The 23,669-nt window shown below is 55.9% G+C and carries 25 protein-coding genes and 3 pseudogenes; 12 read left to right on the top strand and 16 right to left on the bottom strand.

Translation table 11 applies throughout. The annotated features are described in order from the left end of the window. Positions 1-13: 13 nt before the first annotated feature. Positions 14-2,987: pseudogene (locus tag IFT84_RS11655) on the bottom strand (Tn3 family transposase). A 40-nt stretch (positions 2,988-3,027) separates the two neighbouring features. Here IFT84_RS11655 and IFT84_RS11650 point away from each other — a divergent pair. Continuing rightward, complete coding sequence (locus IFT84_RS11650; protein ID WP_192119506.1) at positions 3,028-3,726, top strand: recombinase family protein; 699 nt, start codon at positions 3,028-3,030, stop codon at positions 3,724-3,726. A 178-nt stretch (positions 3,727-3,904) separates the two neighbouring features. Here the strand turns inward: IFT84_RS11650 and IFT84_RS21460 are convergent, their stop codons facing one another. The 7 genes from IFT84_RS21460 to IFT84_RS11620 form a co-directional block, all read right to left on the bottom strand. Then, positions 3,905-4,507, bottom strand: coding sequence for an IS630 family transposase (locus IFT84_RS21460; protein WP_244651192.1), 603 nt, complete (start codon positions 4,505-4,507; stop codon positions 3,905-3,907). Beyond that, entirely contained in the window at positions 4,464-4,856 is a 393-nt protein-coding gene (locus IFT84_RS21455; protein ID WP_244651191.1) for a helix-turn-helix domain-containing protein, read from the bottom strand. The genes IFT84_RS21460 and IFT84_RS21455 overlap by 44 nt, the downstream gene beginning before the upstream one ends. 452 nt (positions 4,857-5,308) lie before the next feature. After that, entirely contained in the window at positions 5,309-5,692 is a 384-nt protein-coding gene (locus tag IFT84_RS11640) for a DUF1801 domain-containing protein (RefSeq protein ID WP_192119504.1), read from the bottom strand. Beyond that, positions 5,689-6,093: a VOC family protein gene (locus IFT84_RS11635; RefSeq protein WP_192119502.1), complete on the bottom strand. Its 405-nt coding sequence runs from the start codon at positions 6,091-6,093 to the stop codon at positions 5,689-5,691. Before IFT84_RS11635 ends, IFT84_RS11640 begins: the two co-directional genes overlap by 4 nt. Before the next feature lie 9 nt (positions 6,094-6,102). Beyond that, positions 6,103-6,504, bottom strand: coding sequence for a VOC family protein (locus tag IFT84_RS11630; RefSeq protein ID WP_192119500.1), 402 nt, complete (start codon positions 6,502-6,504; stop codon positions 6,103-6,105). A gap of 69 nt (positions 6,505-6,573) precedes the next feature. After that, positions 6,574-7,377 carry a helix-turn-helix domain-containing protein gene (locus IFT84_RS11625; RefSeq protein WP_192119498.1) on the bottom strand — a complete coding sequence of 268 codons (804 nt, stop codon included), beginning with the start codon at positions 7,375-7,377 and terminating at the stop codon, positions 6,574-6,576. After that, positions 7,374-8,015, bottom strand: a complete 642-nt coding sequence (locus IFT84_RS11620; RefSeq protein WP_192119497.1) for a recombinase family protein — start codon at positions 8,013-8,015, stop codon at positions 7,374-7,376. Before IFT84_RS11620 ends, IFT84_RS11625 begins: the two co-directional genes overlap by 4 nt. A 94-nt stretch (positions 8,016-8,109) precedes the next feature. Between IFT84_RS11620 and IFT84_RS11615 the strand changes: the two genes are divergently transcribed. The 8 genes from IFT84_RS11615 to IFT84_RS11580 all read left to right on the top strand — a co-directional run bounded on the left by IFT84_RS11615 (position 8,110) and on the right by IFT84_RS11580 (position 14,821). Then, complete coding sequence (locus tag IFT84_RS11615; protein WP_192119495.1) at positions 8,110-11,007, top strand: Tn3 family transposase; 2,898 nt, start codon at positions 8,110-8,112, stop codon at positions 11,005-11,007. Between the two features lie 201 nt (positions 11,008-11,208). Further along, positions 11,209-11,394, top strand: a complete 186-nt coding sequence (locus tag IFT84_RS11610) for a hypothetical protein (RefSeq protein ID WP_192119494.1) — start codon at positions 11,209-11,211, stop codon at positions 11,392-11,394. Between the two features lie 54 nt (positions 11,395-11,448). Continuing rightward, positions 11,449-11,664 (top strand): ribbon-helix-helix protein, CopG family, encoded by a 216-nt coding sequence (locus IFT84_RS11605; RefSeq protein WP_192119493.1) that lies wholly within the window; start codon positions 11,449-11,451, stop codon positions 11,662-11,664. A 188-nt stretch (positions 11,665-11,852) separates the two neighbouring features. Then, the gene (locus IFT84_RS11600) at positions 11,853-12,620 is read left to right on the top strand and encodes a helix-turn-helix domain-containing protein (protein WP_192119491.1); all 768 of its coding nucleotides are present in this window, start codon (positions 11,853-11,855) and stop codon (positions 12,618-12,620) included. Between the two features lie 224 nt (positions 12,621-12,844). Continuing rightward, positions 12,845-13,474 carry a ParA family partition ATPase gene (gene parA, locus IFT84_RS11595; RefSeq protein WP_192119489.1) on the top strand — a complete coding sequence of 210 codons (630 nt, stop codon included), beginning with the start codon at positions 12,845-12,847 and terminating at the stop codon, positions 13,472-13,474. A gap of 20 nt (positions 13,475-13,494) precedes the next feature. Continuing rightward, positions 13,495-13,710: a plasmid partition protein ParG gene (locus IFT84_RS11590; protein ID WP_192119487.1), complete on the top strand. Its 216-nt coding sequence runs from the start codon at positions 13,495-13,497 to the stop codon at positions 13,708-13,710. Positions 13,711-14,345: 635 nt separating this feature from the next. Continuing rightward, positions 14,346-14,615, top strand: a complete 270-nt coding sequence (locus IFT84_RS11585) for a CopG family ribbon-helix-helix protein (protein WP_192119485.1) — start codon at positions 14,346-14,348, stop codon at positions 14,613-14,615. Continuing rightward, complete coding sequence (locus IFT84_RS11580) at positions 14,612-14,821, top strand: type II toxin-antitoxin system RelE/ParE family toxin (RefSeq protein ID WP_192119482.1); 210 nt, start codon at positions 14,612-14,614, stop codon at positions 14,819-14,821. The genes IFT84_RS11585 and IFT84_RS11580 overlap by 4 nt, the downstream gene beginning before the upstream one ends. A 59-nt stretch (positions 14,822-14,880) precedes the next feature. On the opposite strand, the pseudogene IFT84_RS11575 reads toward IFT84_RS11580, so the two are convergent. Further along, positions 14,881-16,022 (bottom strand): annotated as a pseudogene (locus IFT84_RS11575) (IS3 family transposase). Between the two features lie 264 nt (positions 16,023-16,286). On the opposite strand from IFT84_RS11575, the gene IFT84_RS11570 reads away from it, so the two are divergent. Further along, positions 16,287-16,463, top strand: coding sequence for a hypothetical protein (locus tag IFT84_RS11570; RefSeq protein WP_192119480.1), 177 nt, complete (start codon positions 16,287-16,289; stop codon positions 16,461-16,463). 647 nt (positions 16,464-17,110) lie between these two features. Here the strand turns inward: IFT84_RS11570 and IFT84_RS11565 are convergent. Together IFT84_RS11565 and IFT84_RS11560 are read right to left on the bottom strand one after the other, a co-directional pair. Then, positions 17,111-17,396 (bottom strand): annotated as a pseudogene (locus IFT84_RS11565) (transposase); the annotation flags it as partial. A gap of 424 nt (positions 17,397-17,820) precedes the next feature. After that, a complete protein-coding gene (locus tag IFT84_RS11560; protein ID WP_244651190.1) occupies positions 17,821-18,111 on the bottom strand; it encodes a type II toxin-antitoxin system VapB family antitoxin in 291 nt (96 codons plus the stop codon). Between the two features lie 273 nt (positions 18,112-18,384). On the opposite strand from IFT84_RS11560, the gene IFT84_RS21785 reads away from it, so the two are divergent. Together IFT84_RS21785 and IFT84_RS11555 are read left to right on the top strand one after the other, a co-directional pair. Next, positions 18,385-18,717, top strand: coding sequence for a plasmid mobilization protein (locus IFT84_RS21785; RefSeq protein WP_446737590.1), 333 nt, complete (start codon positions 18,385-18,387; stop codon positions 18,715-18,717). Positions 18,718-19,032: 315 nt separating this feature from the next. Next, entirely contained in the window at positions 19,033-19,803 is a 771-nt protein-coding gene (locus tag IFT84_RS11555; RefSeq protein WP_192119478.1) for a Fic family protein, read from the top strand. A gap of 319 nt (positions 19,804-20,122) precedes the next feature. Here IFT84_RS11555 and IFT84_RS11550 read toward each other — a convergent pair whose 3' ends face one another. From IFT84_RS11550 to iolB, 5 genes are all read right to left on the bottom strand, one after another. Next, positions 20,123-20,782, bottom strand: coding sequence for a hypothetical protein (locus IFT84_RS11550; protein WP_192119476.1), 660 nt, complete (start codon positions 20,780-20,782; stop codon positions 20,123-20,125). Between the two features lie 414 nt (positions 20,783-21,196). Next, a complete protein-coding gene (locus IFT84_RS11545; protein WP_192119474.1) occupies positions 21,197-21,637 on the bottom strand; it encodes a hypothetical protein in 441 nt (146 codons plus the stop codon). After that, the gene (locus tag IFT84_RS11540) at positions 21,621-22,199 is read right to left on the bottom strand and encodes a recombinase family protein (RefSeq protein WP_192119472.1); all 579 of its coding nucleotides are present in this window, start codon (positions 22,197-22,199) and stop codon (positions 21,621-21,623) included. The genes IFT84_RS11545 and IFT84_RS11540 overlap by 17 nt, the downstream gene beginning before the upstream one ends. A 181-nt stretch (positions 22,200-22,380) precedes the next feature. Beyond that, positions 22,381-22,770, bottom strand: coding sequence for a tautomerase family protein (locus IFT84_RS11535; protein ID WP_192119470.1), 390 nt, complete (start codon positions 22,768-22,770; stop codon positions 22,381-22,383). 90 nt (positions 22,771-22,860) lie between these two features. Beyond that, a complete protein-coding gene (gene iolB / locus IFT84_RS11530; RefSeq protein WP_192119468.1) occupies positions 22,861-23,667 on the bottom strand; it encodes a 5-deoxy-glucuronate isomerase in 807 nt (268 codons plus the stop codon). Positions 23,668-23,669: the final 2 nt, after the last annotated feature.

Below are 23,669 nucleotides of genomic sequence, written 5' to 3'. Positions count from 1 at the left end.
ACGTATAAAAAGTTCACATGGGCATGTCGAAGGGCAATTGTTTCGGCACGAGAGGCGGAGGCCGGTCGTCCATATCGAGTTCGTACTTTTCAAATCGGCGAATGTGCCGACGGGTGTAGGGACTGAGGGCCGCAGCAAGCTTCGGCGTGACGTTCAGGCCGTCATCGGCCATGGAAGCAAGAGTCTCGGTCAAATCGGCGACATTTGAAAGCATGATAGCGTTCGCGACCAGGCTGGCATATTTGACCTGCTTTTCCTGCTCGACCGGATCCCCGCTCTTGATGATTGGACCGCCGAATGTGATCCAATCGAGGAAATCGTTGAAGGATTCGATTTTGGTGGTTTCGGCGCGGATGGTGCGCCGGATCTCGGGATTGGCGATATAACGCAGCAGGAACAGCGTACGCTCGACCCGACCGAGTTCACGAAAGGCCTGGTACAGGCGACTTTTCCGGTTGTGCGACCCGAGTTTGCGCAGCAACATGGAGGGTAAGACCATGCCAGCCTGAATGGAGAGGACCACCTGCATCATGTCCTGCCAATGCGTCGAGATCAAGCTCCAGTCGATTTCGCGGGTGAAGAGCTTGTCAATATGCTGGTAGCGCACCGATTTGTCAGGACGATAGAAGGTGGCATCACCCCAGTTGCGCATACGCGGCATCAGCATGATGCCGAGAAAGCGGGAAAGACCAAAGACAGGCTCGCTTTGACCCTGGGTGTCGGCATGGAGGATGTCCGGCTGGATTCGTGGATCGGTTCTTCATGAGGCCGTCCAAGATATGGACCGCCTCCCAGACGCCGCAGGGGATGAAGGTGGTGAACAGCGCGATATAGTTGTCGGCGATGTGGTGATAGGCGATGCCACCATAGGCACCATAACGGATATGCTGGGCACCCAGGAGGTTGTTTTCGCGAAGCGGGATATGCGTGCCATCAGCGATGGCCGCTCGGCCGGCGCCCCAGATTTTCGGCAAGGGGAAGCGATTATAGGCGTCGATCAGGTCCGTCATCGCGGCTTCGAGCTTGGACGTGTTGATATGCTGGGCATTGAGTCTGCGCAACGTATCGGCGCTGGCAATAGCTGGAGCATGGCGGGCGGCCTGAACCGGGCCGAGATTACAGCCATAGACAAAAGTCGTGAAGACATAGCGCTGCTCGGCTCCTGTGAGCTTCGGATCAGCTCCGGATGGAGGCCCGAAGTGGCGCGTGAAGTTGGTCCAGAAAGTCCCGTCCTTGAGAATATCGAGCAGGTGGCGTTCACGCATGCGAGTATGGACTTCCGTCTCGAAGACCTGCAATCCCTCGGGCAGCGATGCGGCCTTGAGCTGTTTGAGGTGCGGCACGCCATCAGCGTCAATGGTCAGTTCCGCGTTGGTGGGGAAGTTTGCATCGACCGCCGCTGCTGTGGCCGTCAGTTCTCGACGCAATTGGTCGACAAGGTGTTCACCGCTCCTGGGAAGGCCAAGCGCATCGCAATATTCTGTCAGCCGCGCTTCGCAATCCGGCCAAGGCAGGAGCTGAGTCCGGTAATCATCGAAGGTTTCGGTGCCGACAACGAACAGATCCGTTGCTTGCAGCGCGTCCGCCAGATGGATGAAGACGCAGACTTCGAGCGCGCGACGATCGACCACTGTACTGCCACCACGGCGCTTCCACACGAAGCTTTGCCATCGCTGCGAGGCAAAACTCAGGTCAAGAGGTCCGGCCAATTCGTCACGGCGGGCGTGACGATGTTCAATCACGATCGACAATGCGTCAAGCAGGCTGCGATCCTGTGTCGCCGAGCGAATCTCCATCAAGTCCAGCAGCTGGAACAAGAGGCTGCGGGTTTTGGCGTGGATTGGCCACAGCAGCGGCAGATCGTTGCTGCGATGCCAGGCGCTGACCGTTTCACATTGCTGCGACAACGCCTCGACGCCGCCCTGCTCGGCAAAGAAGGCGCGGATGCGACGTCCAGTATCGGTGTCGCTCTCGCCTTCCTTAGCCGTTTCCAGCACCTGTCCCAGAACAGCGATCAGTTTCTCCTCGACGTCACCGTGCTGCTCCTGGAACGCTTTGAGCTTTTCCTTGGCGGCGGACTGCGTCTTTCGGACACGACGCAACAACATCTCGATGAGTTCGTCACGGCATTGCGCGCGGACCTGCCGCAGAAGGCTCAGGACCAGGAGGTAGCGCCGTCCTGGCCGGGCAATGGCAAGAAGTTCGCTCACCTCCAAAGCCCGGGCTTCGGCGGCTAACTGCCGGAGCTTGGTGTGGGTGATGTTTGCCAGCAGCGGATCAGGATCAACCAGATTGGTCAGCCAGTGGAGGCGCTCGGTCCACAGCCTGATTGTCTCTGGGCGCGCTGGTCCAGGCGTCTGCTTCAACCGGTTAAAAGGAGTTGTCGCCACTCCGGGCGTGACCGTCAGTAATCCATCCAGAGCCGCGACAATATCCGCTGTCAGTCGAGCCGTAACCAAGTCGTACATTCGCGTGTGGACCCGGGTTCGCAAATGGTTGACCAGCCGGTCCAGGGTGCTGAAGGCCGGCAAGTCAATCGATGCCTTGCCCAGAACTTCAATGGCTCGATTGATCAGGTCCGCCGGATCACTCATAGTTTCGGCGGCCGCAAGCACGGTGGTCGAAACCAACTGCTCGGCGGTATCAGAATAAGGCGACACGCCGAGATAAACGCGTACCGCTGTTCGATAGCGATGGAGCGTCGTCTTTTGGCGGGTCTCGTCGAGCAGCGGAGATATGGTGACCAGATCAAGTTGTGCCGCCAGAAAGGCGAGCGTGCTGACATGGACGTCGCTTGCCGAGGGAAAGTAGCCGAGATCCTGCCGTACCTTCAGCAAAGTTGCCAGTGTCAGGCGACCGGTATCGTTAGGTGTCTTGTCACGAATGAAGAAAAGATCGGCTTCGTTTAGGAGGTAGCGGACGTTCAGCTCCTCAGCCGTCAGAGGGTCGCCCGGACACGGGTAGGCGGTGCGGTCAATCGAGGTCATAATCTGTCCAGAAAAGGGTCCGCCGAAGGGGCGACGGAAAGTGTATGAATTGAAGGCGTTAGGACATAGCGATTCGCCGTCCGGAAAGGAAGACATTCTGGGACAAGTCCACCGTCACATTCGGTCCAAAAACCGCACGGCACTTTACTTGCGCGTTTCCACGCCGGACCAAAAGCCAGATCTGCAATATGACGGTCTGCACGCTTATGCCGAGCGTGCCGAACTGGAGATCGTCGGAGATTATTGCGACATTGCGGTGTCAGGCCGACGCGAGGGACGCCCCCGGCTCAACGCCCTGATGGCCAGTGTTCGCAACCGCCAGGTTGATTGTGTCCTGGTCTGGAAATTCGACCGTTTCGCCCGCTCCACACGTCACCTCTTGATCGCCCTCGAGGAATTCGATCACCTCGGCGTGCGCTTTATCAGCGTTCAGGATCAAATCGACACCGCAAGCCCCATGGGCCGCGCTATGTTCACCATCATCGCAGCCATGGCAGAATTGGAGTCCTCTTTGATTAGCGAGCGCGTTACCGCTGGAATGCAAGCGGCACGATCCCGCGGCAAGCATCTCGGAAGGCCACGTCTCCCCATGCCGCTGGTTGACGAGATCGAGGTGCTTGCTGCATCAACCGACCTCAGTATCCGAAAGATACAAGAGAAAATCGACGGGAAAGCCAGTCGCGGACGCGTCGGTGAGATCGTCAAACGCGTCCGAGCGCCAAAAACATTTGTTGGGTGAACTTTTTACACGTACTTTCAATCTGCCCCATGGTGGGCAACGGCTGTTCGTCTTCCCCGGTTTTGACTTTGTCCTCGCCATCACCACCGGTAATTACAATTCCCCCGGATCAGTGGATGGCACCTGCCGCGCTGTTGTTCGACGTGTTCCTGCCCAGCCTCACTAAAGCGTGTCGCATCTATTCTGCCTCATATCCTGCAGCCTTAAAGAAGTTTCTGCATTCAGTGATGGAGAAGAGATCGACGATTTTGCCCAGCGCATCAGAGATGGCATCGAAGCTGCGGGCTGCGTATTTCCGCAACAGGGCTTTGAGTTTGGAAAAGGCCATCTCGATCGGATTGAGATCGGGTGAATAGGCGGGGAGAAACAGCAGCCATGCGCCTTTGGTTCGGACCAACTGTTCCACGCGCTCGCTCTTGTGGAAACCGACATTGTCGAGGATGACGACATCGCCTTTCGACAGGGTCGGCACGAGCTGCGTTTCTATCCAGGTCTCGAAGCTCCGTTGGTTCATCGGTGCGTTGACGATCCATGGAGCAACCAGACCATGACATCTGAGCCCTGCGATGAAGGTTTGCGTCTTCCAGTGGCCAAATGGCGCGTAGGCATGGTAGCGCTGGCCTTTCGCAGACCAGCCGGTGCGTTTGGTCAGTTTGGTGTTGGTCGATGTTTCATCGATAAAGATCAGATGTGACAATGCCTTGCGCAAGAAAGGCATGCGGCGGTCGATCCAGAGATCACGTGCTTTGGCGATTTCGGGCCGTAGCCGCTCGCGGGTCATGAGGCTTTTTTTTATTGCTCAGTCCAAGCTGATGGAGAAACCGGCCGACCGTGGCGCGGTGAACCATCACTCCTCTTTCGGCCCGTTCGACACAGAGTTCATCGAGCGTGAGATCGCCGTTCTGTGCCAGGCGCTCTGCAATCCATGCGCTGTACGCGGTTAGCTTGCTGCCGGGCGGATGGCCCTGTTTGGAAGGCGTCAGCGAGCCGGACGATCGCTCCAGAATGATCATGTTGTTGACGAAACGCGGCGATACCCGGAAATGCCGAGACGCTTCGCGATGACTGTTGCCATCCTTCACAAACGCCACCACACGCACACGCAATTCAATCGGATGCGGCTTGCCCATGACACTTCTCATCCACCAAAGAAGTGAATCATAATTCAAGCCTCAAAGAAATCCTCGAATCCGAAAAGACGCGACACGCTTTAAGACGTGAAGCGGGCGTCTTTCCGTTTCTCTGACGGCTAAACACCATTAACATTTGGGATTGGGAAATCGCCTTGCGGCTTCAGGCTGAATGCCGTCGGTCGCTTCCAGTTCTTTGTTCGTTCTTAAATGTCGGACAGATCGATCACTTTCGTGTCGTGACGCCAATATGAACGTGGTTGGGGCTGGATCGCGCGGCATTTAGTTACGGGGGAGGAAATCTCCCCAGGCTTCCGCTGGCGTACCCGAGACAGGGGTCGGTTCCGGCTGGGGGCGAAAAGACACTCTAAGCGTTTCCGCTAACCAGCGTCGGTAGGTCTGAGCAAGAGATCGTTTGTTTTGCGTGGACAAGCCGCTCCGTTTGCAAGCCTTTATACAAAAGCCGTTCTGGGACCAGTCGCCGAGACAGCATCGCTTCTCGCGCGCGCCGCGTTGATGTAGTCGCCTACCTTTTTGGCCTCGAGGTCGTGTTCACTGTCGATGCGGATATGTCGACGGAGTTTTCCTTTGCCCGCCAGAACGCCATGCGGGTCGTGCAGCGCGCTGCCGTCGCCGAACTCCAGCGTCACGTGGCTGGTGTAGGCAAAGACGCCACAAAAACCCGTGCTCGATGCAAAGAGGATGCCGCCATATTTGACCTCTTCGGTAATTGCCGGGCCAGAAGTCAGCGCCATTGCGCGCAGGCGTGTGACAATGGGAAAAAGCGCGCCGCGATGCAGGCGCAGGTCTTCAAGCAGGTTCTCGACCCTGTTCATGCATCAGTTCCGCCGAGAAGGGCGGTGCGAAACTCCGGCGCTGGTTCCCGGTCGGAATAGATGTAGAGCATGACCCTGTTCGGATCGCGCAGCGCAAAGCCGCAGTCGCCCCAAGGGTGATCCTCGGGCGGGGTGTCGGGGGTGAGGCCAGCGGCCAGAAATTCGTTGCAGGTTTCATCCACATCGGCGACGCGGAAATTATAGGTCAGGCCCGTGGGGTTGCAGGCTGGCTGCTCGGGCTGTGGTTCCACGAATTGCAGCGACAGTCCAGGGCCGAATTCGAGGCTGATAAACCAGCCGCAATCGAACACGAGGCGGGCGCCGAAATGTTTGATGTAGAACGCGCGTGAGGCGGCGACATGCGGTGTGGTATTGGCGGGAGAGGCTGTTGTTGGTTGCATTATGGCCCCTCAGGCGATTGCTGTCATGTCGGAGCAAAGCTCGACCATGCCGCCGTTCAGGTCGCGGACATAGCCGACGATCTGGCCCCACGGTTTGGCCGTTGGCGGCGACAGCGGGCTGGCCCCGGCCGCGACCGCTCTGTCCCATGATGATTGCGGATCGTCGCAGATCAGCGCGATTTCCACCGCCTGGGCCAGATCACCGGCACGCAGGGGCCGAATGGCCAGCCCGTTCATCTCGGCCATCTCTTCGCCCGCGAAGGCCAGGGTGGTGGCACCGGTTTCCATTTCGGCATAGAGATTACTTTCATGCAGAAACCGAGCCGTCAGGCCGAAGGCCGCCTCGTAAAAGGCGATAGTTGCCCGAACATCCGGGACATAGAGAATGGTGTAGCCGAATCTGACTGTCATAGGGATGTCCTTGTTCATTTCGCCCGACCATGCCAGCAGCGGCGCTGCCGGTCTTGTAAAAATCGGACATCAGTCTCCAAGCGTTACCAGTGTCACATCCGCCAGCCGGGCAGGCGAAAGTGCACCGAAATCGCGTAAAGCGTGGGTCATATGGGCCTGATCAGCATATCCCGCCTCAGACGCCGCTTCGGATGGGCGCATGTGATGGTCGCGAAGCAGGCGCAGCGCGCGGTGAAACTGCAATATCCGGGCATAGGATTTGGGCGGCAGGCCCGTCGCATCCCGCACGATCCGCTGAACCGTGCGGGTGCTGATGTCCTGCATGCGCGCGATATCCTGAACCGGAAGTCGGCCACCGGAAGCATGGAGCGCGCTTAGTATGCTCAGGGTCTGTATGGGCGGAAGGGCGTGCCCAAGCGCAATGTGGTGGTGCACGAAAGCAACCAGCCGGCCCGGCAGATCGTCCGGTGAAGTTGCCTCTGCACATAGATCGGCAAGCGGTGGGCAGGCCCCGATCGCGGCTTCACCTACAAGGTTCCCGTCCCGCAAAACCACGGGGCTCAGCCCCAGAATGGCATGAAAGAAGCCCGGACGCAGGCGGATACCAGCAAAGCCCATGCCCGGTTCCACCACAACATCATAATGCCGGGTCGTCGGGCCTGTCACCACAACGGTGATGCTATTGATCGGACTTACCTTGGCGCAGAACCGTAAAATGATATCACAACGCCCGTCCGGCAGAACCCGATGGGCGCTGGCCTTGTCAGCTACGGACACCCAGACTGCTTCGATCCCACGACCAGGATCGGCTCCACCCGAAAGCTCGGTATAGCGTGAGGGGTGCGGGCTGTATGGTGTCTGGGGTTGCGTCAAGGCTCGGTTCCGGATGGCGTCGAAATGAGAATCCTGTCATTTGATTTGTGTCGATGAATGATGTCAGCGACCGTATTTTTGCTGATGCCGAGATCGCGTGCAATCCAGCGATAGCTGCGGCCTTGAGCAGTCAGCGCCATGACCTTCGGCGCTAGTCTATCAGATTTGGGGCGCTCTCCGGTCTGGCGGCCGAGCCTCTTGCCCCGCGCCTTCGCAGCGGCCAGACCGGACTTGACCCGCTCACTGATGAGATCACGCTCGAACTCAGCAATGCCCGAGAGAAAGGTCGCCAGCATCCGGCCATGTGGAGACGACAGGTCGAAGGCCATGCCGTTCATGGCGATCACAGAGACCTTCCAGCTTTCCAGCTCGCGCAGCGTGTTGAGGAGGTCGATCGTCGAGCGCCCCCATCGCGAAAGTTCGGTCACGAGGATGACATCGATCTGTCGGGACTGGGCTAGGGCCATGATCTTGCGGCGTTCGGCTCGATCTAGCTTCGCGCCGGAACCCGTTTCTTTGAAGATTCCGGTGACGCCGTAACCGGCGCGCCCGGCAAATGCGGTCAGATCGCGTTCCTGCCGCTCGCACGACTGATCGGCAGTCGAAACCCGGCAGTAAAGAGCGGCGCGCTGTCCCAATTGAACCCTCGTGGATTTTGATGCCGGAAGGCCTTGATTTGTATGGGCTCATTGTTGTCCAAAACAGACTATACTTCAATAGGGACATTGCGGCATGCCAAGGCGACATATTCTCACTGAGCGACAGCGTTCAGCACTGTTCGATTTGCCAACCGATGAATTGTCACTGCTCCGTCATTACACACTGGGCGACGACGATCTTGGACATATCCAGGAACGCCGCAGGCCGGAGAACAGGCTGGGGTTCGCCCTGCAGCTTTGCGCGTTGCGATATCCAGGGCGCGCGCTGGCTCCCGGCGAGGTGATCCCGCATGAACTCCTGTCGTTCATCGGGGCTCAGCTCGGCGTCCCTGCCGATGCGCTTCTCACCTATGCCGCCCGGCGGCAGACCCGCCAGGAGCATATGGAGGCTTTGCGTGAGATCTACGGCTACAAGGCCTTCGCGGGTCGTGGTGCCCGTGATCTACGGGACTGGCTTTTCGATCAGGCGGAAGAGGCCCGTTCGAACGAGGATCTCGCTCAGCGTCTGGTCGCACGTTGTCGTGAAACTCAGACGATCTTGCCAGCGGTATCGACAATCGAGCGACTATGTGCGGACGCGCTGGTCGCCGCCGAACGGCGGATCGAGACGCGGATCGCGAAAAAGCTCGATAATAACGCCCGCGAACGGCTTGATGGGTTGCTGACCGAACTGCTCGAGGCCAATGTCAGCCGGTTCATCTGGCTTCGCCAGTTCGAGGTTGGCAACAACTCCGCAGCGGCGAACCGACTGCTCGATCGGCTGGAGTTCCTGCGTGGCCTGGATATTGATCATCAGATCCTCACCAGCAGTCCACCGCACCGTGTCGCACGCCTGCGTCGGCAGGGGGAGCGCTACTTCACCGATGGTCTGCGCGACATCAGCTCCGATCGCCGTTGGGCGATCCTTGCCGTCTGCGCCGTGGAATGGGAGGCGGCGATCGCCGATACGGTGGTCGAGACCCATGACCGGATCGTCGGAAAGACCTGGCGCGAGGCGAAACGGCTGCATGAAGAACGGATTGCCGATTCCAAGGCAACTGTCACCGATACGCTACGCGCCTTCACCGCACTGGGAGCTTCCCTACTCGAAGCCCGCAATGATGGTGTGCCGCTGGAAATGGCGGTCGCCAAATCGGCGGAATGGGACCGGCTCGAACAATTGGTCGCGACCGGCGCCCAGCTCAGCAATAGGCTGGCGGACGACCCATTGGCTCATGTCGGACAAGGATATCATCGCTTCCGCCGATACGCCCCCCGCATGTTGCGATGCCTGAAACTCAAGGCAGCATCGGTAGCCCAGCCCCTGATTGCGGCGGCAAAAGCCATCGGCGAAATGCAAGCATCACCATCGGCAACCGACAGCTTTTTGCGGCCGAATTCGAAATGGCACCGCCATCTGCGAGCGCAAGACCAGGGCGATAACCGCCTCCGGGAGGTGGCGGTCCTGTTTCACCTGCGCGATGCTTTCCGATCCGGTGATATCTGGCTCGACCATTCGCGCCGCTATGGCGATCTCAAGCAGGTCCTGGTGCCAATGACCACAGCTCAGACGAACTCCAGACTGGCTGTTCCCCTTGATCCGCAGCTTTGGCTGACAGATCGCAGGGCTCGGCTCGCCGATGGTCTGAAGCGGCTGGCTCGCGCAGCGCGCGACGGAACCATCCCTCACGGCAGCATCAAGGATGGAACGTTGCGGATCGACCGGCTGACGGCTGACGTTCCGGACAGTGCCGAGGAGCTGATCCTCGATCTTTATCGCCGGATGCCGCCCGTGCGGGTCACCGACATCTTGCTTGAAGTCGATGCTGCGCTCGGATTCTCCGAGGCTTTCACCCATCTGCGAACCGGGGTTCCGTGCGGCGACCAGATCGGTCTGCTCAACGTCCTGCTGGCGGAAGGGCTGAATCTGGGGCTACGTAAGATGGCGGAAGCCACGAACACGCATGATTACTGGCAGCTTTCGCGCTTGGCTCGCTGGCACGTCGAGAGCGAGGCGATGGACCAGGCGCTGGCGATGGTGGTCGCTGCCCAGCGAAAACTGCCGATGTCCCGCTTCTGGGGCATGGGCACGACCGCATCGAGCGATGGCCAGTTCTTCCCTTCAGCCCGGCAGGGAGAGGCTATGAACATGGTCAACGCCAAATATGGAAATGAACCCGGCCTCAAGGCTTACACTCACGTCAACGATCAGTTCGCACCGTTCGCGTCACAGACTATTCCCGCGACAGTCAGTGAGGCCCCTTACATTCTTGACGGTCTGCTGATGAACGAGGCAGGTCGGCAGGTCGGAGAGCAATATGCCGATACAGCCGGGTTCACCGATCACCTGTTCGGGACCAGTGCCATGCTCGGATACCGACTTGTCCTGCGTATCCGCGATTTGCCCTCGAAGCGCCTTTACGTGTTCAATCCCGTAGGCACGCCTAAAGATTTGCGCAAACTGGTCGGCGGCAAAATCCGCGAAGAATTGATCGTTGCGAACTGGCCCGACCTCTTCCGCTGCGCCGCTACCATGGCTTCCGGCAAGATCAAGCCGAGCCAGTTGCTCCGCAAGCTTGCCTCCTATCCACGCCAGAACGATCTGGCGGTTGCGCTGCGGGAGGTCGGCCGCGTGGAGCGGACACTCTTTATTATAGAGTGGATCCTCGACACCGACATGCAGCGGCGTACCCAGATCGGCCTCAACAAGGGCGAGGCCCACCACGCTCTCAAGAATGCGCTGCGCATCGGTCGCCAGGGTGAAATCCGTGATCGCACCACTGAGGGGCAGCATTACCGGATCGCAGGGCTGAACCTGCTCACCGCAATCATCATCTACTGGAACACCCTCCATCTCGGCCATGCAGTCGCAGAGCGCCGGAATGAAGGACTTGATGTGCCGCCCGAACTTCTGGCGCATATCTCTCCGCTGGGTTGGGCACACATATTACTGACCGGCGAATATCTCTGGCCCAAGGCCTCAACGGCTTAGAGTGTCATTCCGCCCCCAGCCGGAACCGACCCCAGACATCGCAAAAACTGTGGTGCTTGAAGCCAAACTATTCGCGGAAGCTAAAGCCGAAGAGGGTGCAAAGTAGCCCGTCAGACTGATCCGCTCCGAGTATTGGCTCCGCTACACGGATCGGTCTGACTAGCGTTGGAGCAAGGGAGTTTCAACCGATGGTGACGAATTATGCAATCTACCTTTCAATCGTTAGAGACGAAAACCCGTTATTTGTTGCGGCAGCTGGACGAGATCAAGGCCGAACAGAAAGCCGCCGCGCGTAAACCTCGGCCGGCGAAAGGCAAAGCGAAGCCTGACCAACTTGCCCTGCCCTCCCCGCCCTTGCAATTATCCTATTTTCCGGGTGAAGAGTGATCTATCAAATTCGTCGGTTGCAGAATCGCCCATAACATGTTGTGACTGGTCACTATGAAAAACAGCATATCCGCCGCAGAAGACGTTCGTAGACGTGCAGCCGCCCATAAGGCGCGTCAGAGGGCTGCCGGTCGGGTGGCTGTTAGTACTTTTCTTTCGGCCGAGACAGTTCAACAACTGGATCGCATTAAGGAAGAACGTGGAGCGTCATCGCGCGCACCGCTGATCGAGGAAGCCGTGAGGTTTTATATTGAAAACATGAGGGCATAAATAAAAACCCCGCCGTTGGTCGCGGCAGGGGTTTTTGGATGACAGCAATCTAAGTTGGGAAAAGACTACGGTCTCGATCTTCATTCCCAACATAGGTGAGATTTTAAGAACCTGCAAGATGTGAGTCTTCCGGGAACGCTATTTCTTTGCCTGCCGTCCTGCCTTCCCAATGGAGTCGGGGACAAACCATGTCGAATATCTATAGGGTGGCGCTTGCCAAAGCGCCGTCACGGCGAAGCCGTATGCCGATCCGGCGCAACTCACGCGAGGCCGGAAAGTGCGAAGGCACGTTTTGGCGACGGACAAACCGACAGGACATGCGCCGCATCGTTCTAGCAGCCCGCCGCTTCGAGGTAGCCAATAAGGAGCGCGGCAAGCGCAACGGCCCGCTGGGCGCGGTCGCCATCGAGGTGCTGGATCTTCTGGCCAATATGGTGGACTACCGCAGTGGCCGACTGGAGCCGTCTATCGAGACGATGATGGGAAAGCTACGCCGGTCACGCGATGCGATTGTTCGGGCGCTGAAGGCGCTGCGCACCCATGGCTTTGTCGATTGGCTGCGCCGGTTTATTCCCACGCACAACGACGGCGCTGGCCCCCAGCTTCAACAGACCAGTAATGCCTACCGCCTGATGCTGCCCGCCCGCGCAGAGGCTAGCCTCGGCCGCTACGGCAATGCCCCTCCCCCGTCAGACGATGCAGAGGTCGCTGTCGCTACCCGTGAGGCCATGTTTGACGAATACCGCAAGACATTGGAGGCCAATCAGCTGGCGCTCTTTGAAGTCGGCGATAATCCGATAGGTCGGGCCTTGGCGAGGCTCGGTGGTTTCATCAAACAGCGCGAGTCCGCCAAGCGGACAGAAACCAAATCTAGATTTAATATAATAGAGGAAGAAAAGCGGACGCCGCTGTTCGGGCCGCTTACGCGACCCTGCGGCGGTTCCGACCCGCGCTAAAGCGGGTCGGTGTTGCAGGAATTATCACAAAAACAGCCCCAACAGAACATGAGGGAAACTCGTATGGGCTTTCGAAGGAAAGCCTGCGGCTAGAGCAGCGCCAAATTACTCATTTATGTATATGAGGCTTTGAGTTGTTACTCTTTTAACCATTTACTCATGCGTTTAATGTACTAAACTCACTTGAGTAAAAGCACATTACATCAAATACACAAGGATTGACCATGCACGTAATCGCCGTTTTGAACCAAAAGGGTGGCGCGGGGAAAACCACGATAGCGACCCACCTCGCAAGAGCGTTACAGATCGGCGGCGCAGACGTGCTGCTGATTGATTCCGATCCGCAGGGTAGCGCCCGCGATTGGGCTGCCGTGCGCGAGGAGCAGCCCGTTACCGTGGTGGGCATCGACCGGCCGACAATTGAGCGGGACTTGAAAAACATCGCCCGGAAAGATTTTGTTGTGATCGACGGAGCGCCGCAGGCAGCTGACCTTGCTGTTTCAGCGATTAAGGCTGCGAACTTTATTCTTATCCCCGTGCAGCCATCCCCGTATGACATATGGGCGACTGCGGATCTGGTTGATCTCGTTAAGCAGCGCATCGAGGTCACGGACGGGAAGCTGCGCGCCGCCTTCGTCGTGTCACGCGCGATTAAAGGGACCAAGATCGGAAGCGAAATTACCGATGCACTTCATGGATATGGCCTTCCTGTCCTGAATAGCAGGATTACCCAGCGCGTTGGTTACCCCGGCTCTGCTGCCGTTGGTTCGACAATCCTCGATCTCGAACCAACCAGTGATGCTGCACGTGAGATTACCAATCTCGCAAACGAAATTAAAGAAATACTCAATTGAGTAGATAAGGGGAAGTTCAAATGAGTGAAGATAAGAAAGGCATGTTGAGCGCTGGTCGCCCAAGCAATGTTCGTAAGTCGGCAACATTGGCCAGCTTGTCGGACAAAGGCCCAACGGTACGCGTTAATTTCGATCTTGAACGTGACGAACATAAGCGACTTAAAATGATGGCTGTAGAGCAAGGCCGCACTGTAGCAGAAATCTTGCGCGAGTTGGTTTCTCAATCACTCAAATGATGAAATGTGTGATTACTTAACAGAGTGAATGATGTGTTGTTCATACGCTCATTCACTCACTTAAGTTATATGTTATGCCTTATGTTGATTTTGACCTGCGACATCCAGACGCTCTACCAATCCGATACGCTCATTTGACGATCTGAGTTTTCTCTCAAATCATCATATACTCAAATGAAATAATGAGTGAATGAGTGCCTGAAACGGATGAGGATAGGTATTGACGGTCGGTCACGCAGGACGCGACCAAAGGGTCGCGATGCGTCGAAGGACAAGTAGGGCAGGGTTGCCTGTCCGAAACCGAGCACTTTGAACAGGTCTGATTTTGTCTGTTCAGAAGATAGGTTGTTTCGGTTAGGACAGGTAACCACCTGAGGGCACCCGTTTCGGACAGCTTTGGCCATGCCTCGCACCTTTGCTTATGTCCGTATCTCAACTGTTGGCCAGACGACCGTGATATAACACAAGCCACAGACTGTCATGCGTCCGTGGAGACCCTGTAGGACTTGCGAGCGCGGCGAACCTTGAATCGTGTTCATATGCAAGACTGTTTTACGTACCTGCATCATGAAACGGCTGACAGACTAATCTGCCTTGTGTTAAGTTGTACACAATTCAACACAGGGGGTCCTGCTGTGACAGCTAGCCCTACGATGACAATTCGGATTAGTCCCGATGTCAAACAAAAGCTTGATCGGATCGCGACCGACACCCGGCGTAGCAAGTCGTTTCTAGCCGGTGAGGCCGTTGCAGCCTACGTCGAGCGTGAGCTTGAGATCATTGATGGCATCAAGCGCGGTATAGCGGACGGGGCAGATGGTCGGGTCGTGTCGCATGACGAGGCAATGGCCGAACTCTATGGCGTGATCGACGCAGTTGAAGCAAAGCAAGCGAGTAAGGCGTGAGGCGTCCTGTTACCTGGGCGCGCGCAGCGCTGGACGATATGCGTGAGCAAATCGGGTTTATTGCGCAGAACAATCCAGAAGCAGCACGATCGATAGTAGATCGACTCCGCAGCACAGGCGAGATGGCGACAGGCCGATCAGGTCGTGTAACAGGCACCTATGAGAAATCTATAACGCGCCTGCCCTATATTATTTCATACGAATAGAGCTGGCTCGGTTTGTCTGAACAGTTTCGGGCGTTTTGTTAAGTGGATTTCCGCCTCGATTATGCCGCCACCATCATTGGTGCCAGCGCGTTGAAGTAGGCCTGATCCGGCGTCTGCCGGTCAAGGGATGAATGTGGGCGTCGGCCGTTGTAGAAGGTCAGATATCGGCCGATGCCAGCGCGGGCCTCGGACACGGTCTTGTAGGCGTGAAGGTAAACCTCCTCGTATTTGACCGAGCGCCAGAGCCGTTCGACGAAGACATTGTCCCGCCACGCACCTTTGCCATCCATCGAGATGGCGATTTCGGCTTTCTTCAGCACCGCCGTGAATTCGACGGAGGTGAACTGCGATCCCTGGGCCGTATTGAAGATTTCCGGCTTGCCATAGCGGGCAAGTGCTTCCTCCACCGCTTCGATGCAGAAGGCTGCTGCCATCGTGATCGACAGCCGCCACGACAGAACCCTCCGGCTGAACCAGTCCACGACGGCGCAGAGATAGACAAAACCGCGAGCCATCGGAACGTAGGTTATGTCCATTGCCCAGACCTGGTTGTGCCGGGCGACCGCCAGCTTACGCAGGAGGTATGGATAGACCTTGTGCCCAGGCGCTGGTTTAAAGGTATTCGGGCGACGGTAGATTGCCTCGATGCCCATCTTCTTCATCAGCGTGGCGACGTGCAGCCGGCCAGTTTCCAGTCCTTCTCCTCTCAAAAGCCCTCCCAACATCCGACTTCAGGCGAACGGGTAGTCGAGATGCAGCAGTTCGTCGATCCGCCGCATCAAAGCCAGATCGCGGCCTGAGACTGGACGTGAAGAATAGTAAATGCTGCCACGGCTGAAGCCGAGAACCTTCGCCTGGCGCACGACGGATAGCTTATGCTCGCGGTCGATCATTTCTTTCCGTCCGGCAATCCCGCCTTGCCGAGCGCACCGGACAAAAAATCGTTCTCCAGTGTCGGTTCGCCGATTTTGGCATGCAGCGTTTTGACATCGACGGTTGGACCCGCCGGTTCCGTCTTCGCTTCATCGCCAAAAATGCCTGTCGCCCCCTCAAGGAGCTGGTCTTTCCACTGTTTGATCTGGTTGGCATGCACGTCGAACTGCTGGGATAATTCCACCAGCGTCTGCTCGCCTCTGATCGCGGCAAGCGCCACCTTTGCCTTGAAGGCCGGGCTGTGGTTCCGGCGCGGTCGTCTCGTCATGGTATCTCCTGTTCCCGGCATCTAAGCCGAAGTCAGGCAGAAATTCCACTTATCCTAGCTGTGCAGATTTCCCGAGCCACCTCTAATTGCGCTCGATCCTCGATCAAGAAAGTATCGTTATCTTACGCGTGATCCACACAGCGCGTGACTGGCCCGCGCAGGATTGGCCATAGTACCTTAACAACTGGACCTGTAACGGTTTATGCTTTTTACACAAAGCAATTGGTACCACTTGATTGATCACGTGATAGAAAGATGGTCGCAATGACGGATCAAAATATAAAGCGCATAACCTTGGCGCAAATCCTGAAGATGAAGGAGAACGGTGAACTGTACCATGATCCCAATGCTCCAGCGGATGAATCATTGAGTGCGTATTTCTGGGCGAATGTTAGCGTCGAAAGCTTTAAAACAGCTAAGCTCAAACCCTCTAAAACCTGATTTGGACGTCTTTCGTACTTACGTACACCTATAAAGATTTCGATCCGATGAGTCATTGTTTCTCAAGGAGTAGTTGAGTTTGCACTGCTGCGCAGGTGACACAATGAGGTTGCTCAGCCCCTGCTAAGAGCTGCTTAGTACAATGACAGTGCCAAAGACGACTGCTTGCTCGTGTAAAGGAAAGTGTCACCAGATGGACGTACTAGAACTTTATTACGATTGTGCAGTATCCGTCGCACAGCCGACGGTCGGTTGGATTGCGCAGTTGACGCTGATTGGTGTGTGATTAGATGGCTCGTTCCAGACGAAACAATCCCGGTTGCGGTTGGACCGAGGCAGAAAGCAACAAGCTTTCAAGCAGCGCGCCCATCGCCGCGAACGTGCAGCGATGCGCAGTATCGATTTGGCGACCATTGATCCTCCTTCAATACGACAATTTGGAAATCCACGCCTTGGCGAAAAAGGTGGCAAACAGTGGTTTGATGCCCAACGGTTCCTTGAGTTGATGCGAAAGTAGTTCATTGCCGAAGCGGTTTCCAAGCGAGCTCCGACTTGCCAAACGTGCTGGTTGCATCATGATCCTTCCCGAACCTCCTGACCTTGCATAGTGATCGGAACGCTCGGCAGGTTGATCAATAACGATCTCTATCTCGGCGTTGAGATGGTTGCGTCATTTTTTCCAAGAGCCTCCTTCAGCAGTTCTGCCTGCCTGCTCATCTCGGCATACATCTTCTTCAGCCGACGGTTCTCGTCTTCCAGAGCCTTCATCTGGCTGATCATCGACGCGTCCATGCCACCGTATTTCGATCGCCATTTGTAAAATGACGCTGTGCTCATCCCATGCTCCGGCATAACTCGGGGACAGGGGACGCAGCCTTTCACTTGGCGAAGGACTGCAAGGATTTGTGGTTCGTTAAATCTGCTCGTTTTCATCAATCCCCTCAATCTTCAAGCCCGAGAGAATTCGACTTTTAAAACCCCTTATTTGGCGAGGGGATTACCACAGACTGGAGTCGGACGAATTGCTGATCAACACAATACTGGAACCGCCTGAGCGGTGACGTGATCGACGTTAGCCATACGACGGAAATCAATTTATCGATTTTATCAGTTTTATCAGTTTTATCAGTTTTATAAATATTATCAGAATGATCAACAATATAAAGTAGGCAGGAAAGTGCAACTGTCAGACAGTTGATCGGGCGCAAATTCAAGGCCAAAATTTGGTAGTTATGGCATGGCAGGATACGCAAAGATGTATTACATTTTGTAGGAACGTCTTCGATGTGGTGACGGGGCCTCGTGCGATGATCAACAAGTAGCAGGATCCATAACCTTGCATCCATTGGTCAACTGATCAGACACGATGATTGTCGTGTGCCCACATGTCGTCGAAGACTTCTTTCGGAAGAGGGATTTTCGCCTTCTCCGTCAGTTTGAGGTTATATTTTTCGCGTATACGAGCCGCTGTTTGGATAGGGGTCTCGACTGTTATGCGACGTTCGATCGCCTCGCGCATTGCGATAACAACAGCTTCCGTCATGCTCACATTCGCCAGTGTTGCGAACTCGCGGGTTAACCTGTCGGCGGTTTCTGAAGACCAGCCAGCGCGACCATTCAATACATCGTTGAAGATTTGGCTCGCCAAGTCGACTACCAATGCTCAGCATAATGCAATCTAATGCAATCTAATGCAATCTAATGCAATCTAATGCAATTTGGTGCAAATCAATGCAATTGCGGAGACGAGTTCACCAAGATTTCTGTTATCCATATCGAAATTGCATAAAGTTGCATAGAATTGCATAAAGAGAGAAGGCAAGATGTGTATTGTAGGCCTACGCTGCTTCGCATCTATGCCTCCATTTCCTGTTCTTATTCGCCTTCGGCTCAACGAACTCTCTTGCTCCGCGAGGCTGACATGCGCTGCCGCGAGCAAAGAAACGGAACATACTGGAGCCAGAACCAAAACCAGGGGAACGCAGAGACCTTCCACCAATCCAAGGTTTGGGTGACTGCAGAGGAAAGGTCTTTCATGACTGAGCGAGCCGAACTGACGGGCTTGTCCTTGTTCACTTACTTGCGCGGTGTGGGGTTGAACAAGCCAGTATGTTCTGTTCTTGATCTCAAAGCAGTTGCTGATCTTGTCAAACTCAACGGCGACCTTGGCCGTATGGCAGGATTGCGAAAATTGTGGCTGGCCGAGACCTGGTCAGGGCGCTCGTTTTTCAGAGGTGGAGGCCATGATACATGACTTCCGTGACTTGCAATCAAAGGTTCTGGACGTGATAGGAAGCGTTTTGCGGATCGCCAACCGCGTTCCCGCTCGCAAGAGCCTGTTGTGTCAAACGCATCCCACGTGGCAGGGTGTTCATGCAAAAAGGCACCCTGATCTGAGACGTTGGTTACACATAGAAATATCGAGAACGTAGGTGTGTTGCATAAAGTAGAACTGCTCTTTGAATTCTTACGGCATCGCAGGTACATGGTTCTTTAGCAGGAATGCCTGTCTTTTTAGTCCTTGCCTATGCCGTGGATGATGGGTGATTGGTTCAATTGAGTAGCGCTGATGGTTTTTGCTGATACAGTTCGTGAGAAAAAAGCAAAGTTGGACGCACTGAGGGCAAGGATCAGGCCCGGCGCACTGGACATGCTCGACACCGTACATCGCATCGATATTACCTATACGTCGAATGCACTGGAAGGTAACACGCTCACAGGCGAGGAAACTGCACTCGTCATTGAGAGGGGTATTACAGTCAGTGGAAAGCCCTTGAAAGACCATCTTGAGGCTGTCGATCATGCCCATGCCCTGGACTGGGTAACAGAAGCTGGCTCGCCTCCTTTAACCCCTGTGAGAGAAATCGATATCCGCGCAGTGCATCAGTTCGTGGTTGCAAGATCAATGCCGGACATTGCCGGACGCTATACAGACACAGCGCGCTATGTGAACACTGCAATGGGAATTCACAGATTTCCGTCCTTTGGCGACGTACCAGCAATGATGGCTGCGTTGATCAAATGGCTGAACACTGTAGGCAACGATCCAGACGTTGGGTTCGAGGCGCACAGACGCCTTGTTGCAATCCACCCATTCAACGATGGCAACGGCAGAACGGCACGCCTTCTTATGAACCTGATTTTAATCCGCGGAGGGTATCCACCGATTGCCATTCGACCCGAAGACAGGCCATTGTACATATCAGCCCTGGAAGACGGGCAAGCAGGCAAACCTGACGATCGGTTCAGGGGCTTGATGTATAAGCGCCTGAACCAGGCTCTTGATACATACATCAATGCAGCAAGCGAGAGTCTTAGACAGCCTGCGACATTTGAGTAGCCCGCATCGCTAGCGTTTGAGCTCAAACACCAAAAGACCGCAAGTCTGGACTGCAACTAATATTAGTCCTGACGGAGAAGCCATTGAGACAGATGAAACTCACCGCCCACGGCAGGCGCAGCCACCGGACGGTTAAAACACAAGGTGGTCGCAGCATTTTCGTGTGATGCTTTCGAAACTCACTGGGTGCTATATGCCAAAGCGCTTGGTGTTGTCGTAGATGCCCAGAATGGCAACACATCTGGAACGCATAAATTGACATCCTCGCTAACATGGAACAACGTTATTGACGCATGGCAGAAATTTGCAGGTCGCCTCGTTAGGTCCGGTAGGCGTCTAGCTCTGCATGCAGGATAACAGCGGAAGCTTCGACGGCAACAAGATCGTCAGCAATGAGACGGTACAGTGGTGTGCGGTCACTTGGTGTGCTAGCCTCTAGGTGCTCTGCGAGATACTTGATTGCGGCAATTGTGTCAGTAAACCGGCTGTGTAGGACAGGTTCATGGTGCGCGAGACGGTTGCGCGACTGGTAGACAATCTCAAGGTTGTCCGCCACGTCCGAGCGTTTTACCCGCTTATTCGGAAACACCTTTTTCAACGTCGGCTTCCAAAGTGAATGTTCGTAATCTGGGCCGAAAAGGCGTTTCCAGATGTAGAACGTCAGTTCAGCTACGATCTTGCCGTCGGTCACTTGGATGTGCGCTCGACGTTGTTTAGATCGCTGGGTATGCGCAAGGTTGGTGGGTTTCCCAAGTGGGAATGCTAAGGCGTCGAGAGCATGTTTGTCATCTTGGGCAAGCTTCGAATATTCCGCGCGACGGGCACTGCCCAAAGCCATGTTAATCTTATTTGCTTCAGTGTCCTTCCATTTGAAGGGCACGGGCGGGTTCAAGAGCCAGTTGGCCTGGCCGAAGAACTGGCTTAGATTTTCACAAATCGAGTTGCGCATCGCTATCTCAATAACAGCCGTGATATTCATCAGGTCTGCTCCTAGACGCAGTGTTTTTTGGTGAAATTCAATTGCGGCCCTGGAGTTGCCCGTAAGCTGATGAAGCTTGCTTAGGCGTTCAGGCGATAGCAGCTTAGTGATCTCAGCGAGATCAGTATCCCCAATCGTCAACTTCTTGACGCTCCGTCATTTTGAACTACATTCCACTTCGAAAAGTCGAGATCAGATTGGCAGTTTGCCCTTGAGCATTACGAATCCTCGACTTCCCAAATAGGAAAAGGCGCTCTTCGCGGGCGTCTTTTCTCGTTTCAGGTAGATGTAAAGCGAAGGTCGCCGGAAACACAAATCCCCATGGCCACACGGCGCTCTTGCTATATAGATTAGGCTGTGCCCATCAGCCGAACATATGAACCCGTATCGCTACACGTCGCGGAAATATAGTGATCAGGCCGAATACGTGCCCGTAAACAAATCACCGAGCGCCCATCGTTTCCGGTAGGTGATCCTGCGTCTCGCCAGATGCTCTGTGCGGTCGTGAGTTAGATGGCAGCGCTGGCAGAGGGCCGCGAGATTGTCAGCCTGATTGTTGGCAAGGTTGTGATCAAGATGAGCGCAGGCCAGAAACACCGTTGTCCATTTCGCCTGAAACTCAGGTGGTAGGGCAGGCGGCGAGGGCAGGTTGGTGCGAACCCGTCTGCCTCGGTTGTCTCTCCATCTGGAAATGTCATCGTCAAACCATCGCCCGTCGGGCAGTGCGCAGATCTGTCTGCCGTGTGGGCGTTCACAATGCTCGCAGCGCCCCTTTGCCCGGCGAAACCGGATGGAGATCGATAGCTCCGCCCAGTCGATCGGATAGAAACCGCGTAGCTCAGGCTTGATCGGCATGACCACCCTCATCCAGTGGCTTGTCGGCCAATGCCCGGTAGACACTGATGCGGGCAATGCCAAGCGTTCGGGCAATATCGGAGATCTTCTCTCCGGTCGCCTTGCGCCGACGGATGTCGTCATAGGGCAGGGTGGGCTTGCGTCCCTTGTAGATGCCAGCGGCTTTCGCTGCATCGATGCCGGCGCGCTGCCGGTCGAGGATGAACTTACGCTCCATCTCCGCCACCATGCCAAGCACAGTGATGACAATCCGGCCAACATCGCCGCCGGTGGTAATCTCCGGTTCCAGAACCCGCAGGCTTGCGCCGCGCTCGTCGAGCTCATGGACAATATTTAACACGTCTCTTGTGGATCGGCCGAGGCGATCCAGACGAACGACACAGAGCTCGTCACCATCGCGCAGGAACTGCATCACCGTTTGCAACTCGTCGCGACCATTCACGGATTTGCCAGACACTTTTTCTGATCTGACAATGGTGCATCCCGCCGCGGTCAGTCGTTCCTGCTGGATGGTCAGATCCTGATCGCCGGAACTGACGCGGGCGTAGCCGATACATGCCATTCACACATCCAACTGTAGCATTAGGGTGGCTTCGATTGAACAGTCGTAACAAAACCAGGAACACAAGTCAAAAGTTACATTCGGGACTGTAACATCACCATGGCTCTTTTGGGTATGCATACGGAAGGTAGAGGTCGTTGAAAGAGTTTGTGAAGAAGGCTTGATCTGGACAAACCCAATCTCACAACTCCCCTGTCAGGAACTGCGGGCGTCCGTGTCCGAATGACCAGTCGGCATCGGTGTTTTCAACGAAGGAGATCATGACATCGGTTGGTGCGATGGAACAGTTGCGGGTGAGGTCGTCGCACAGATTGGCGTAGAAGGCGGTTTTCTGCTCTTTGCTGCGAGGGCGTGATACGACCTCCAGAAGCAGGACGTTGTCGGTTCGCTCAATGGACAGGCCTGTATCCTGAGCGCAGAAGTGGGAATGCTCATGTTCGAACAGGATCTGGTAGCGGTCGCGCTCCGGCACGTCAAACGAGCGCACCATGGCGACGTGAATGCTGTCCATCAGTGTGGCGATCTGCTCGGGCGAGCGGCCTTTGCGGACATGGATTTTCATGAGTGGCATGGTCTGAACTCCTGTTGGAAAGCCACGACGGTGGCTTGCACATTGGTGGCCTAAACATTGGTGTGGCCAACACATTGGTTTGGATTAACGTCAGGCGTCGCGTTGGATGATCCACTCAACCGCCGGATCAGGCACAAAACGCCATTTGCGCAGAGGTCCGGCCATAACGTTGAGATAGTACATCTCAAATCCATGTGGTGCGCCGCAGGGGTGATGGCCACGCGGTACCAGAACGACATCATGGTTGCTCACGGCCATGGTCTCATCCAGCGTTCCATCGTCGGTATAGACCCGCTGGATGCCAAAACCATCGGCCGGATGAAGGCGGTGGTAATAGGTCTCTTCCAGATAGGTAATGCGGGGGAAATCGTCTTCGTCGTGGCGGTGCGAAGGGTAGCTGGACCAGTGCCCGGCCGGTGTGAAGACCTCCGTCACCAGCAGGCTGTCGCAATAGTCTTCGTTTTCCATGGCGATGGTGTTGATGTAGCGGGTGTTGGTACCTTTGCCACGCTCCGTCAGGCTGATGCCATCGGGACCGATACGGCGTGCCGGATGTCCGCCCTTACCCGGTGCTGAACAAACCGCAATGGTGCAGTCGGTGCGCGCCTGTGCCGTCCAGTGCTCGCCGTTCGGGACGTAGAGGCAGTGCGGTGGCGTCTTTTCAAAGACGTCCATCCGCTCGCCCAATATCCCCCAGTCTTGACCGGCAGCGTTAATAGCGGCCTTGCCCTCAACCAGGACGATCATCACTTCATTGCCACCGGTGGCCTCGCTGACCGTTTCGCCGTCGCGCAACCGGTACAGCGCAAAGCCGACATAGCGCCAGCCAGCAGACACCGCCGTGATCTCATGCACTTTGCCATGGCTGCCAAAGGGTTTGCGCAGAAGAGGTGTCATGA

Origin of the sequence: Rhizobium sp. CFBP 8762, from assembly GCF_014841565.1 — a bacterium.
Taxonomy (GTDB): Bacteria; Pseudomonadota; Alphaproteobacteria; order Rhizobiales; family Rhizobiaceae; genus CFBP-8762.
The sequence above is the reverse complement of the archived record's forward strand: the minus strand, read 5'-3'. Positions and strand labels throughout refer to the sequence as shown.